The sequence below is a fragment of the Rhodoferax sp. GW821-FHT02C08 genome (assembly GCF_059421805.1).
Genome location: NZ_JBWKVR010000009.1, coordinates 114,819 through 127,990, shown reverse-complemented (window position 1 = coordinate 127,990; position 13,172 = coordinate 114,819). Strand labels below are relative to the sequence as shown.

Annotated in this window: 14 protein-coding genes; 3 read left to right on the top strand and 11 right to left on the bottom strand. The window is 63.1% G+C overall.

Annotated features, from left to right (window positions below):
- Positions 1-28: 28 nt before the first annotated feature.
- Positions 29-490, bottom strand: coding sequence for a tetratricopeptide repeat protein (locus AC07VY_RS13290; RefSeq protein ID WP_495097975.1), 462 nt, complete (start codon positions 488-490; stop codon positions 29-31).
- Positions 491-533: 43 nt separating this feature from the next.
- Positions 534-1,274 carry a FadR/GntR family transcriptional regulator gene (locus AC07VY_RS13285; protein WP_495097976.1) on the bottom strand — a complete coding sequence of 247 codons (741 nt, stop codon included), beginning with the start codon at positions 1,272-1,274 and terminating at the stop codon, positions 534-536.
- 77 nt (positions 1,275-1,351) lie between these two features.
- Between AC07VY_RS13285 and AC07VY_RS13280 the strand changes: the two genes are divergently transcribed.
- Both AC07VY_RS13280 and AC07VY_RS13275 read left to right on the top strand, forming a co-directional pair.
- Positions 1,352-2,362: a proline racemase family protein gene (locus AC07VY_RS13280; protein WP_495097977.1), complete on the top strand. Its 1,011-nt coding sequence runs from the start codon at positions 1,352-1,354 to the stop codon at positions 2,360-2,362.
- An 8-nt stretch (positions 2,363-2,370) separates the two neighbouring features.
- On the top strand, positions 2,371-3,300 hold the full coding sequence (locus AC07VY_RS13275) for a delta(1)-pyrroline-2-carboxylate reductase family protein (RefSeq protein ID WP_495097978.1): 930 nt from the start codon (positions 2,371-2,373) through the stop codon (positions 3,298-3,300).
- 11 nt (positions 3,301-3,311) lie between these two features.
- Here AC07VY_RS13275 and AC07VY_RS13270 read toward each other — a convergent pair whose 3' ends face one another.
- Genes AC07VY_RS13270 through AC07VY_RS13230 form a run of 9 tightly spaced genes read right to left on the bottom strand, consistent with a single transcriptional unit; the run spans position 3,312 to position 11,766 of the window.
- Positions 3,312-4,988 (bottom strand): saccharopine dehydrogenase family protein, encoded by a 1,677-nt coding sequence (locus AC07VY_RS13270; RefSeq protein WP_495097979.1) that lies wholly within the window; start codon positions 4,986-4,988, stop codon positions 3,312-3,314.
- A gap of 4 nt (positions 4,989-4,992) precedes the next feature.
- The gene (locus tag AC07VY_RS13265) at positions 4,993-5,448 is read right to left on the bottom strand and encodes a thiol-disulfide oxidoreductase DCC family protein (protein WP_495097980.1); all 456 of its coding nucleotides are present in this window, start codon (positions 5,446-5,448) and stop codon (positions 4,993-4,995) included.
- Between the two features lie 22 nt (positions 5,449-5,470).
- Complete coding sequence (locus AC07VY_RS13260; RefSeq protein ID WP_495097981.1) at positions 5,471-7,030, bottom strand: polyamine aminopropyltransferase; 1,560 nt, start codon at positions 7,028-7,030, stop codon at positions 5,471-5,473.
- The gene (locus tag AC07VY_RS13255) at positions 7,027-7,245 is read right to left on the bottom strand and encodes a DUF350 domain-containing protein (protein ID WP_495075878.1); all 219 of its coding nucleotides are present in this window, start codon (positions 7,243-7,245) and stop codon (positions 7,027-7,029) included. The genes AC07VY_RS13260 and AC07VY_RS13255 overlap by 4 nt, the downstream gene beginning before the upstream one ends.
- 18 nt (positions 7,246-7,263) lie before the next feature.
- Positions 7,264-8,784 carry a DUF4178 domain-containing protein gene (locus tag AC07VY_RS13250; protein ID WP_495075877.1) on the bottom strand — a complete coding sequence of 507 codons (1,521 nt, stop codon included), beginning with the start codon at positions 8,782-8,784 and terminating at the stop codon, positions 7,264-7,266.
- A 15-nt stretch (positions 8,785-8,799) separates the two neighbouring features.
- Positions 8,800-9,819: an SPFH domain-containing protein gene (locus AC07VY_RS13245; RefSeq protein WP_495097982.1), complete on the bottom strand. Its 1,020-nt coding sequence runs from the start codon at positions 9,817-9,819 to the stop codon at positions 8,800-8,802.
- Positions 9,820-9,864: 45 nt separating this feature from the next.
- On the bottom strand, positions 9,865-10,689 hold the full coding sequence (locus AC07VY_RS13240) for a glycine-rich domain-containing protein (RefSeq protein WP_495097983.1): 825 nt from the start codon (positions 10,687-10,689) through the stop codon (positions 9,865-9,867).
- 4 nt (positions 10,690-10,693) lie between these two features.
- A complete protein-coding gene (locus tag AC07VY_RS13235; RefSeq protein WP_495075874.1) occupies positions 10,694-11,083 on the bottom strand; it encodes an S-adenosylmethionine decarboxylase family protein in 390 nt (129 codons plus the stop codon).
- A gap of 44 nt (positions 11,084-11,127) precedes the next feature.
- The gene (locus AC07VY_RS13230; RefSeq protein ID WP_495097984.1) at positions 11,128-11,766 is read right to left on the bottom strand and encodes a TetR family transcriptional regulator; all 639 of its coding nucleotides are present in this window, start codon (positions 11,764-11,766) and stop codon (positions 11,128-11,130) included.
- A gap of 99 nt (positions 11,767-11,865) precedes the next feature.
- Between AC07VY_RS13230 and AC07VY_RS13225 the strand changes: the two genes are divergently transcribed.
- Complete coding sequence (locus tag AC07VY_RS13225; protein ID WP_495097985.1) at positions 11,866-13,170, top strand: efflux RND transporter periplasmic adaptor subunit; 1,305 nt, start codon at positions 11,866-11,868, stop codon at positions 13,168-13,170.
- Positions 13,171-13,172: the final 2 nt, after the last annotated feature.

Here is a 13,172-nt window from a genome sequence, read left to right as displayed (position 1 = left end):
GGCGGGGCGTTGGCTCCTGAGGATGTATTTACGGATGGCTGGCCTGGTAGTCCGAGATCGCCTTGGCCAGGTCTTCGTATTCTTCACAACTGCGGTTTCCGCATATCTGCTCCAGTGCGGCTAGGTGTTTTTGGGCTTCGGCGGGTTGCTGGTTCATCAGATAGGCCTCACCAATGTACTCGTGCGCGCCGCGGTGCTTGGGGTTCAGTTGCAGCGCGATCTTGTAGTGCTCAAAGGCCTTGGCCAGGTTCGGCGTGGGGCTCTTGCGGGCGGTGTAGCCCATCAGGTTATGGATGTCGGCGTTGCGCGGGTCGGCACGCACTGCCGTGTCCAGCTCGGTCTGCGCCAGGCCCCAATTGCGTGCCTGGATGGCGGCCTGCGCGGCTTTCAGGTGGTCGTCCGAGTTGGTTTCGGACATGGTGCCCTTGGCCTGCGCGGCCCCGCAGGTGAGCAGACTGGCGGTGAGCAATGTGTAAATGAAGCGGCGCATAACGGACTCCTGTGGGCTGTCTAAACCCTAGTTATAGATGGTTTCAGGTCGCCAGCATGTCCTTTTGCACCCGCTCCAGGTGCTGCCGTACGTAGAAGCCGGCCGCGTCCTGGTTGCCGGTGGCAATCGCCTCGTAGATCAGCCGGTGCTCGTACACATACAGCCGGGCACGGGCCGGGTCGTGGATGCCGTGGTCGCGCAGTTGGCGCCATAGCGGCTCGTCCACCGCTGCGGCCACCACCTGGGCGATGGCCTGCATTACCGGGTTGCCGGTCATCAGGGCGATGCGGTGGTGGAACTGGCGGTCGGCCTCGTTCCATTCGCGGCGCTGGGCCGGGTCGCCCAGGTCGCTGGTGCGCTCCATCAGGTCCAGCAGGCGTTCAATCTCCTCGTCGCGGTGGCCCACGGCGGCGGCAAACCGGGCAATCAGCGGCTCTATGGCCAGCCGGGCGGCCAGGGTGGACAGGGGGCTGGTGTCGGGCTGGGTGGGGGCTGCCTTCATGCTGCGCATCACTTCCAGTGCGTTGTCGCGCACAAAGGAGCCGGAGTTGGGCTTGGTCTGCACCACGCCCTGGTTGACAAGCTCGCCCATGGCCTCGCGCACCGTGGCGCGGCCCACGCCCAGGGTGGTGGCCAGGTCGCGCTCGGCCGGCAGGCGCGAGCCAGGCGGGTGGCTGCCGTCCTGGATGGATTTCTTGATGCGCTCGGCGACCAGTTCGTAGAGCTGTGGCACGCGCAGCGGTGACGGGCTGGGTTCAGTGGCGGGGAGGGCAAGGTGTTTCATGAATTGGAATAATTTTAAAACCAGTTTGGTTAAAATAAAACCAGATTGCCTTGCCCAATTTCTGCTGAAAGTCCACCATGTTGAATCTAGTCCGTAGCGTCCAGACTGTGGATGCCCACACCGGTGGTGAGCCACTGCGCATCTTGGTGTCTGGCATGCCCGCCGTGCCCGGCACCGGCATTCTGGAGAAGCGCGCCTGGCTTAAGACCCACCGCGACGATTTGCGCCAGTTCCTGATGAACGAGCCGCGCGGCCATGCCGACATGTACGGCGCCTACCTGCTGCCGCCGACCACGCCCGGTGCCGATTTCGGCGTGATCTTCATCCACAACGAGGGCTATAGCGATATGTGCGGCCACGGCATCATCGCCTTGGGCAAGGTGCTGGTGGAGCTGGGCTATGTGGAGCGTACCAGCCCGCTGACGCGCATAGGCTTTGACGCGCCCGCCGGCTTTATCGAAGCCTTTGTGGAGTGGGATGGCCAGCGCGCCGGCAAGGTCACCTTCAAGAACGTGCCGGCCTTCATCTACCTGCGCGATCTGGAGGTCCAGACCCCCAGCTTTGGCACGGTGCGCGGCGACATCGTGTTTGGCGGCGCGTTTTACTACTACCTGAATGCCGAACAGGCCGGCTTGACGGTGAAGCCGGAACTGGTCCGTCAACTGATCCAGCTGGGCGCGGAAACCAAGGCCGCAGTCATGGCCAAAGTAAAAATCCAGCACCCGCTTGAGCCGGGGCTGGACCAGTTGTACGGCAGCATCATCGACAGCGCACCCAACTGTGCGGGCGTGGACCAGTCCAACGTCTGCGTGTTTGCCGACCGCGAGGTGGACCGCTCGCCTACGGGTACCGGCACCTCGGGCCGGGCGGCCCAGCTGTTTCTGCGCGGCCAATTGGCTCTGGGCGCCACCTATGTAAACGGCAGCATCGTCGGCAGCAAGTTCGAGGTGAAGGTGACGCAGGCGGTCAAGGTCGGCGACTTCGACGGCGCGCTCACCGAGGTCACCGGCAGCGCCCAAATCATGGGCCACCACCAGTGGGTGCTGGAAGAGCTGGACCCATTTCCCACCGGCTTCTTTTTGCGCTGAGGCCCGCCATGCAGATACTGAATGCAGAACAGACCGCCCGAGCCTTGCCCTATGCGCAGCTGGTGCCCGCCGTGGCCCAGGCCGCGCGCGAGCTGGCGCAGCAACAGATCCAGGCGCCCGAGCGTCTGGTCGTGCCCATGGCCGAAGGCGGCGTGCTGCTGGCCATGCCCGCCGTGGGGCACGACTTCAGCGTGACCAAGCTGGTCACCGTGCATCCGCGCAATGCCGCGCAAGGCCTGCCGGTGATCCAGGGCGAAGTGGTGGTGATGGATACCGCCAGCGGCCGCCGCCTGGCCTTGCTAGACGGTCCCACCGTCACCGCGCGCCGCACCGCGGCTGTCACCCTGCTGGGCATACAGACCCTGGCACCGCACACGCCCAAGACGGCGTTGCTGATCGGCACGGGCGCCCAGGCTGCCGCCCATGCGGACGCGCTGGTCGAGCATCTGGGCATCGCCCAGTTCTGGATTGCCGGGCGTAGCCTGGCGGCGGCGCAGGCCTTCTGCACCGCTATGCAGTCCCGGCATCCGCAAGTTGTTGCTACCGCCATGGTGGTGGATGACTTGCAAAGCGCCTTGCCAGCGACCGACCTGGTGCTGGCCCTGACGACATCGCGCACGCCGGTGATCCCCGCGCACATCGGTGCGCAGACCTTGGCCATAGGCGTGGGCGCGTTCAAGCCGGACATGGCGGAATTCCCCCGGGCCTTGCTGCACAGTCGGCAGATCGTGGTGGACGATCTGGGTGGCGCCCGGCATGAGGCCGGCGATCTGCTGCAGGCTGGCGTGGACTGGGGGCAGGTGCAGGATTTGGCGTCTGTACTCGGCTCAAAGCCCCTATTTGCCGGCCCTGTGCCTGTCTTCAAAACCGTGGGCCAAGCGGCCTGGGATCTAGCGGCGGCGCGTGTGGCGATGGCGGCAATCCAACGATCTCACTGAACAGGCCTTTTCTATGCGGCTGGTTCCAGCCAGCCTTGGTACCGCACGATGAGGCCGATCAGCGGGAGACACACTTCAACATGAAAGTGAAAGCGGCCTTGGGATTCGTATTCGAAGCTGTTGCCGCCGGGCACCAGAAAACGCGGCAGGCGTAGGCCCAAGAATGTTGCGCTGCGCACTACCCAGTGCAATTTGTTGTCAGCCACCACCAAAGCAATGTGAAAACGCAGGGGACCAAATCGCTCGACCAGCAGCCATTGGAGTGGGCCTGTACCTGCGGCAAGTGTGCTGGTAAAGCGCTGGGCTCCGAACCGCCGATGCCATACCTCGGTGTCACCTTGCTGCTGCATCTGCACGTTCACGGCGATGTCGGGAGCGGCTGTTGGGAAGCCAAACAAAGTTGCAATGCCGTTCGCCCACAGTCCGGTGCCGCGCTGTACGCTGGCACGGCCTGCCAAGGTCTGCTGTTGCTGCACTTGGTGGGCGGCTTTGACCGCTGGAGGTAGATGTTGGAAGGAATTGCCTAGCAGCAGCGGGAATACATCCTGTATCTGGTGTCCGGGGCTGTGTTCGCGCACACCGGTGTAAATGGTTCTCTGCGCAAACAAGGCGTCGTAGTCTGCAACTTCCAGGTCGTTGGTAGCCGCTCTGGCGCCCGGTGCGGGGGGCTGGTGGTGCAGCACTTTCTGCACGATGGCTTGCAAGGCCATGCAGGGAATATAGGGTCCATCTTCGCCTTCAGCTAGCAAGTGCCAGGAGCGGTGCATGGGCTCTTGTCTGGCGGACAACCCACGCACTTCCACGTACATGCCGCCACGGTGTTCACCCCAGCGCAGCAGGTTGATAGCATGGAAAAACAGCAGGCTGAAAGGGGCTAGTGACGGGATGAGGCGCCAGCGTACCAAGTTGGCCAGCCCGTTGAGCATGCGGTGCAGTATTTCGGGTGTGGGGCCAGCGCCCACCCAGATGTCTGTCAGGCCAGTCCATAGTTTGGGCAGTACTTGCAGATCGGGCACTTCCACCAGGGAAAATCGGGTGTGCCGCAATGGAGCGTAGCCCGGGGGAGCGATGGTGTAGTGTCGTATCTCTGTGAGCGCATGGTCGGTATGGGTTTTGCCGCCTCGTACCAGTTGCACCGGCTGACCCGCATAGCCTGCGATGGCGCGGATGACGTTTTTACCCACTACGGCAAAGGGTGAGGGGGCGATGCCACCCGTGATGGACTGCACCGTAGGCATGTTCTGCGTCAGCATGCGCACTACAGCAGCTGTCAGCACCGGAAAGCTGCTCACACCTGACAGAATAAAAACACCGCGCTGCTGGGCTTGCGCATCAAATGCAGAGATGCCGTTCACAAAGTCCGCGCCGTCGGCAAAGTCCAGGTAGTTCACGCCGGCCTCCAGGCATGCCTGCACAGCGTGGTAGCGCGTATCGCCGTAGGCCTGAAACGGGCCACTCGCATCGATGACGATGCCAATCTGCATGCGCTGCAAATCTTCGGCCTTGAGCCGATCGCGATCCACCACCAGGGGTTCGCATTTCGCCGGCCCTTGCAGGGTATTGCACAAGGCTTGGGCTTTGGACAGGTTTCTGCCGCCAACCAGCAGGCACAGCTGCGGGTAGCCGGCCAGCAACTCGCACAGGCGTGTGCCAAACACGCCATAGGCCCCCAAGACCAAGATATTCATGTGTTCAGCCTACGATGAAACGGTCGCGGTCTTCGGGGGCTGGCAAGTAGCAGCTATCTTGGCGGCCAAACCAGCGCAGGCGGTTGCGCGCCAACCCGTCGTATAGCCTGTCACGCCATGCGCTGGGTAGGGTGCGAAGCAGACCGACGGCACGCCAGGGCCAACCCAAGCCACGGAACACGCGCATCGTTCCATCGGATTTGATGAAGACCGTTCCGTCCTGGATCAGTAGATTGCTTTGGTAATCGTCTCCACCCAGTCCGTAGTGCCTATAGAGCGCCTGGCCTATGGGGGACTGGGCTGCCAGTAGGCGGTAGGTCTTGCGCTTGTCATGTCGCAGTACGAAGTTCGCCCAGCCAGAACACAACACACAATGGCCATCGAAAACAATGATCGGTTTATCGTCTGGAAACGGCGGAACGTGCGCGTCGGTCCGGTAGCTGTAGGGGGGCTGGATCATGTGGGTAGATTGAAATATGTGCTTAGCGCGCCACCACCTTGCCCCATTCCTCTTCATAGGTCGTCACCAGCACCTGGTTCGACAGCCGGTTCACCTCGGTGGGCACGCGGGCCATGTCCAGCGGGAAGTCGAACAGCGCGGGCAGGCTGGGCGGGCTGAGGAAGCGCAGGCTGGGTGGCAGCGTGGTGGGGATGCGGTAGGGCCGGCGGCTGGCGATGATGTAGCCCCATTCGCCGAAGCTGGGCACGTGGGCGTGGTAGGGCGTGGTGTGCAGGCCTACGGATTCGATGGTGGTGGCGACGGTCCAGAAGCTCTTGCGCGCCACCAGGGGCGATGTGGTCTGGACCACGGCGTAGCCGCTGGCTGACAGGCGCTGGTCCAGCAGGCTGTAGAACGAGTTGGTGTAGAGCTTGCCGATGGCGAAATTGGTCGGGTCGGGGAAGTCCACGATGACCACGTCGAAGGTCTCGGTGTTGGTCTGCAGCCAGTTGAACGCGTCGGTGTTGACGATGTGCAACTTGGGTGAGAGCAGGGCGCCGCCGTTGAGCTGCACCAGCGCTGGCTGGGTGGAGAACAGCGTGGTCATGGCCGGGTCCAGCTCGACCAGGGTGATGCTTTCCACGCCGGGGTACTTCAGGATTTCACGCACCGCCATGCCGTCGCCACCGCCCAACACGGCCACCTTTTTCGGCGCTGCGCCGCTGGCCGAGAAGGCAGACATCACAGGGTGCACCAGAGCCTCGTGGTAGCGGTACTCGTCGCGCTGGGCAAACTGCAGATTGCCGTTCAAGAACAGGCGGTAGCCGGCCTTGCCTTCGCCCGCGCTGTGCGTCACCACGATGCGCTGGTAGGGCGTGGTCTGGGCAATGACCACGCGGTCCTGGTAGAGCTTGTCTTCGGCCCAGGTGGTAATCAGGTCCGCCGCTGCCATGGCAGCGGCGAGTGCGGCCAGCGTCGCCACGCAGGCCAGGGCGTGGGCCTTGAATTGGCGCAGGTCGTGCCGGAACAGCCACAGCGCCCACAGCGCCACCGTGGCGTTCATCAGGCCGAACAGCAGGCCGGTGCGTATAAGCCCCAGGTGGGGCACCAGTACCAAGGGGAAGGCCAGCGAAACCGCCAGCGCGCCCAGGTAGTCGAAGGTCAGCACCTGCGACACCAGGTCGCGCAGCGCTACATTGCGCTTCAGAATGCGCATGACCAGCGGAATCTCCAGCCCCACCAGCGTGCCGACCAGGATCACCAGGCTGTAGAGCAGCGGGCGAAAGGCATTGGGCAGATATGCGTTTGCTATAAAAAGAAGAGCTGGAAGCGCACCACCTACCAGCGCTACCAGCAGTTCTATGCGTAAGAAGTGGGCGGGCAGCTGGCGCTCGAAAAAGCGCGACAGGTAGGAGCCGACGCCCATGGCGAACAGGTAGCTGCCGATCACCGTGGAGAACTGCAGCACCGAGTCGCCCAGCAGGTACGAGGCCAGCGCGCCTGCCGCCAGCTCGTATACCAGGCCGCAGGCCGACACGATGAAGACCGAGGCGAGCAGCGCCACCTCGACCGGGCGCGGCCCGGGTTTGGCTTCCAGGCTCAATGGATGGCCGCTGCCACGATGATGCAGATCCCCAGCGACATGGCTGCGACAACGAGTGCCAGCGCCAGGTTCTGCTTCTCAATGATTTCTTCCCACAGCTTGTAGGGTGTGAGCTTGTCCATCACCACAAAGCATAGGCCAAAGATCACCACACCTATCAGTGCGTACACGATGGAGCCGAAGACGACCCCGGCTTTCAACCATTCAATATCCATGGAGATCTCCTTCAAAAATTACTTGTGTCCGCCGCCCGACGAGAAGCCGCCGAAAGAGCCACCCGAGGTGCGGGTGCCGCCACTCGACGACGAACTACAGTTCTGCACATTCGGGTCGCAGTCGGAGCAGCGCGTCACCATGAATAACACCAGCAGCAGGATCACGAACACCCATATCGCTGTGCCCATGCTGATGTTGATGTTGTTGCCGTTCAGGCTCAAGGGCATGGCATCGCTGCGTTTGAGCAGGTCTTTCTTGGTCTCCAGCTTGAAGGCGCTGGCCACCAGGCTGCTGTCGATCTTGCTGCCCACCGACCAGGTGACTTCACCCGGCGACTGCTCGCGCGACAGCAGGCCCTTGCCGCTGCTGAAGTCCTGGTTGGATGTGACCTGGCCGCGCCGCACCTGCCAGTAGAACTCGCCGGCTACATAGGTGGTTTCGGCGCGGTAGGTGCTCTGCAGCCGGTACTGGGTGCCCAGGTAGCTGGCGCTCTGGCCATTTTTGGCAAGCGTGGGTGCGCCGGTGGCGGGCTTGACCACGCTCCAGCCGTCGGTCGCATCCACCAGGAACAGGAAGCCGCGCTTGCGGTGGTACAGCAGGTATTCTTCCCAGCCGAATTGCTCGTCTTCCTCGCCGGGCTCGGTGCCCATGCGGTGCTGGAAGCCCACCACCTGCCAGTCGGCGCCCTGCAACTTGCCGACCGTGCCCAGGGGGATCAGCGGCTGCACGGGCTCGTCTTGCACCGCATGGCGCAGCTCGCCACCCACGCCAGCCGTCAAGTCGATCAGGCTGTGGCAAGAGCCGCAGGCCAGGCTTTTGCTGCTGGCCAGCAGTGGGGTAATCGAGGCGCCGCATTGCGGGCAGTTGAACTGGCGGCCTTGCTCGTCTTTGACCGATTCCTCGCGCAGGCCCACCAGCTGCAGCTCTTCCAGCTGTACGGATGTGCCTATGGACAGGCTGGGCGGCTGGCTGCCGTAGTCCACGCTCAGCACCTCGCCCTCGGGGCTGCGCAGATCCACCATGGCAAAGGGCTGGCCCAGTGCGGGCAGGCGCGGCAGCTCCCCTTGGGCTGACATCAGTGCCACGGTTTGCTGGGAGGCGACGCTGCAGCTTTTGCCGTTGATGGCGGTGGTGGCGCCTACACGCAGGTGTTCGGCATCCGGCAGCTCGCGCTCGGCGCGCAGCGGCGTGCTGAAGACATAGGCGCCGTTGTCTTCGCTCAGAAAAGCGCTGCTGCCATCGTCCAGCAGGGCGATCCACTCGGTCCAGCGGCCTTCGTCGTATTTGTACTGCAGGCGACCGACCAGGGTGAAGCCCTGGTTCTTCCAGCGGCCGCTGGCTTGTAGCTGCAGCGGGCTGTGGTCGTCGAACAACTCGGCCATCTTGCCGATGCGCTGCAGCACTTCGCCGTTGCGTACCACCGTGCTCTGGCAGTAGGCGCAGACGGCGTGTGTCGATTGCGCGCTCAGGAAGTCAACCGGCGCGCCGCAGCCAGGGCAAGGCGCGCGGTAGGCGCGCTGGAGGTTGGGTGTCGCCACGAAGCTAAGTTGCGGCTAGACCAGTTTTTTCAGCAGTTCAGTCTTTTTGGCGTCGAACTCTTCTTGCGTGAGGATGCCCTTGGATTTGAGCTCGCCCAGCTTTTCCAGTGTGGCCATGACTTCCTCAGGCTTCACGCCTGCGGCGGCGGCCGCACCGCCTTGCAGGCCAGTCTGCAGGTTTTGCGCCAGCACCTGGCCCAGGGCCACGCCAGCGCCCAGGCCCATGGCGTCGCCTGCCACACCGCCGCCCGAGCCCGCGCCCTCGGCGAATTTGGGGATGGCTTGCGCTGTCTGGTACTGCATGAACTTGCCCATGTCGTTGCCGACCATGCCCATGCCAATTTTCTGGTCCAGGATCTTTTGCAGGTCTTCGGGCAGGGACAGGTTTTGCACCGTCATGCCGTCCAGCTGCAGGCCGATCTTGGCGAACTCCGGCGCCAGCTGGGTGCTCAGCGCCTGGGCAAAGACCTGCTGGTTCGCCGCCAGGTCCAGGAAGGGGATGCCGCTGCTGGCAATCGCGTTGCTGATGTTCTGCAACACCAGGCCGCGCAGCTGGCCGTCCAGGTCGGCCGTGCCATAGCTGTCGCGGGTGCCGGAGATTTCGGTGTGAAAGAGTTTGGGGTCGGCCACGCGGAAGCTGTAGTTGCCGAAGGCGCGCAGCCGCACCGCGCCGAAGTCCTTGTCGCGAATGGTGATGGGCTGGGGCGTACCCCATTTCTGGTCGATCTGCTGGCGCGTGCTGAAGAAGTAGACATCGCTTTTGAAGGGCGACTCGAACAGCTTGTCCCAGTTTTTCAGGTAGGTGAGTACCGGCAGGGTCTGCGTGGTCAGCTTGTGGGTGCCGGGGCCGAACACATCGGCGACCTGGCCTTCGTTGACGAAGACCGCCACCTGGGAAGCGCGCACCACCAGCGCGGCGCCGCTCTGGATTTCCATGTCGGCCATGGGGAAGCGCCAGGCCAGTGTGCCGTCGCTGTCTTCGGTCCATTGGATGATGTCAATGAACTGTTTGCGGATGAAGTCCATCAAGGCCATGGTGTGCTCCGTTAGCTTGTGTTGAAAGGGAATGATACCCGGCGCCTAGTCGCCTCCGCCGCCGCATCCACCGCCACAACCGCCTCCATCGGAGCTGCCGCCGTCGCTGCTACTGGAACTACTGTCGGAGCTGCTGTCGGAGCCGCCGAAATCGCCGCCACCACAGCCGCCACCATCGCTGCTGTTGCCGCCAAAGTCGGTGCCGCAATAGCCGCCGGCATCGCTTTGCGCACCTACGGCGTGGCAGTCTGGCGTGTAGCGGTAGCCACCTTCGATGCCGAACTTGGAGTCCAGTGCAAACAGCAGTGGCAGGCGCGCGGGTTTGCGCGGGTTGATGCTTTCTTCCTTGCAGGCCCAGTACCAGGTGCGCCGCAGGCCGTTGTTGCGCCGGGCATTGCTGCCCATGGCCTCTGCGGGGGTGTGGTGCAGCATGTGGCCGAATGCGCGTTCACACCACAGCGCATAGCCCTGGGTGTGCAGGATGTAGGCGTGCCAGGCGCTGTCCACCACCTTGGAGGGCATGCCTACGAACTGCCGGCCGCTGCGCAGATAGGCCATGAAGAACTGGCGCAGGCCACGTAGCACCAGCTCGGCATCGCGCGGCTGCAAGCCGGGGTGGGCTTCCAGAACTTTGGCGGCCAGAAAGCGTGGAAATTCCGCGTCGCGTATGAACTGGCGGCGCAGGCTTTGCTCCCAGGCGCGCAGGGCTGTCCACAGCATGGCGCCCATGGGCAGGACCAGCGCCGGCCACCACTGGTGGCGGGCCAGGCCCCAGACGCAGATCGGCAAAACCAGCAGGGCGCTGACACGGCGTAGCCACACCAGTGCGTAAATGCGTTGGTAGGGGCGTAGGTGGGGCAGGGCCGGCATGGCGTCAGCCCGGCTGCGGGGCCAGTGTGCCGCGCTGCAGGCGGTGGTGCTCGGTACGGCCAGGCATGAATAGCGCGATCAGGCTGTCCAGCAGCAATTGGGCCTTGGCTGAGTGGTCGGCGCCGAAATTGCACACGTACACATCCAGCGTCACAGCCGACTGTTCGGGCCAGGTGTGCACGCACAAGTGTGATTCTGCTAGCAAAATGGTAGCTGTAACCCCACCTGGCCCCTGCGCTGTAGCCGGAAAACTATGGAAGAGTTCGCCCACGGCCTGCAGGCCAGCGGCCTGAACGGCATCGCGGCAGGCCACGCCCAGCAGCTGTGCATCCAGCAGCCAGGCACTGGCGCAGCGACAGTGGTGGAGATCGGCGGTGAGGTGCAGGCCTTGCATGGGGCCAGACTGTAGCGGCCTTTTGCGAGGTACTTCGCGCTGTGTTAGTTGCTTGGGGTGCGCGGCGGATTGGTTTGCAGGCCGGCCATCACCATATCCACCATCGATGGCGCAGCTTTCTCCAACGAGAAGCTGTCAGGCGACAGCAGCCATTCGCGCATGGTGCCGGCGATAAAGAAATTGATGGTTTGCTGAGCCAGGAATACATCGGTGTCGGCTGGCAGTTGGCCGTTGCCCACTGCGCGTACCAAAATACCCTGGATCTGGGTGAAGCATTCATCGCGCCGTGCCAGCTTGTTCTCCATTACGGTGACGACTTCGCCGATGTTTTCGCACTTGAAAAACATGATGCTGAACACCCGCTGCTGCCGGGGCGAGCCGGCCAGCGTTGTCAGTGCCCGTACGCACATCTGGCGCAGCGCGGCCAGCGGATTGGCGTCGGCGCATATATCAAGTTCGACAAGCATGGCCTCCATCGGTAACATGGCCTGTGCAATCAGCGCTTGCAGTACGTCGGCCTTGTCCTTGAAGTGCCAGTAAATAGCGCCCCGCGTCATTCCTGCCGCGGCGGCGATGTCATTCAGCGTGGTGTGGGCAACACCTTTGTCAAAGAACATCTGCTCCGCGGCTTCCAGTAACGCGGCATAGGTTTGCTCTGCGTCCTCTTTGGTTTTTCTAGCCATGGTCGTGTCTCTTGCTGCTGTAATAGTTAGTAACGTAGTTGAAACAAACATACGTGAATGTATGTGATACTACACCATCCAATTAAACCATCTATGTCTATGTCCATCGCATCTCCTCGCGCTTCATCGACCGACAACCGCAACGCCCGCTTTGCGCGCCGGCGTTGGATATCCCCATTTTTGTTGGCGGCCCTGCCTTTGGCGCTGGTGGCTTGCGGCAAGTCCACCGGTGCGGCGGGCGGTCCGGGTGGCGCGATGCCGCCGCCCGAGGTGTCTGTGATCACGGTGCAGGCCCAGGCCCATTCGGTGGAGCTGGAATATGTGGGCCAGACCGCTGGTTCGCGTGAAACCGAGGTGCGTGCGCGTGTGGCCGGTATTTTGGAAAAGCGTTTGTACGAAGAAGGTTCGCTGGTCAAGGCCGGCACGCCCTTGTTCCAGATCGATCCTGGTACCTTCCAGACCCAGGTTGCGTCGGCAGAGGCCAATGTGGCTGTAGCCCAGGCCAAAGTCAACCAGGCCCGCCGCGACCAGGCCCGCCTGGCCCCGCTGGCGGCTGAAAAAGCCATCAGCCAAAAAGAATTTGATGACAGCAAGTCCACCCTGGAGTCCGCCGAAGCGTCGCTGAAGCAGGCCCAGGCCCAGGCCAACGAAGCCCGCCTGAACCTGGGTTACACCAAGGTGGTGGCCCCCATCAGCGGCACCACCGGCACGGCATCCAAGTCGGATGGCGCCCTGGTGTCGGCCAGCGACAGCCTGCTGACCACGATCGTGCAAACCAACCCGATGTATGTGAACTTCAGCGTATCGGAAAGCGATTTGCTGCGCATGACCAAGCAAGTGAGCACGGGCCAGCTTAGCGTGCCCGGCCAGCGGTCGGCCAACGGCAGCCTGGGCTTTACCGTCAATGTGAAGCAGGCCGATGGCAGCATCTTCCCACGCGCCGGCAAGCTCAATTTCGCCAGCGAAAAGGTGAATCCGCAAACCGGCAGCTTTGACGCCCGTGCCGAGATCCCTAACCCCGATGGCAGCTTGCGCCCCGGCCAGTTCGTGCGCGTGCTGCTCAGCGGCGCCAGCCGTCCGAATTCCATCACCGTGCCACAGCGCGCGGTGATCGACAGCCCCATGGGCAAGATGGTGTTCACCGTGTCGCCGGACGACAAGCTGGTACCCCACCCGGTGGAGCTGGACGGCTGGAGCAAGGGCGAATGGATCGTCACCAAGGGCTTGCAAAGCGGCGACCGCGTGCTGGTCGAAGGCTTCATCAAAGCCCATGAGCCCGGCATGACTGTGAAGCCTGTGCCCTATGTGGCCAAGGCCGCCAACGGTCAGCCCGCTGCCGCGCCTGCTTCCGCAGAAAAACCACCTGCAGCGCCCGCCAGTGCTGCGCAAGCTGCTTCGAAATAAGG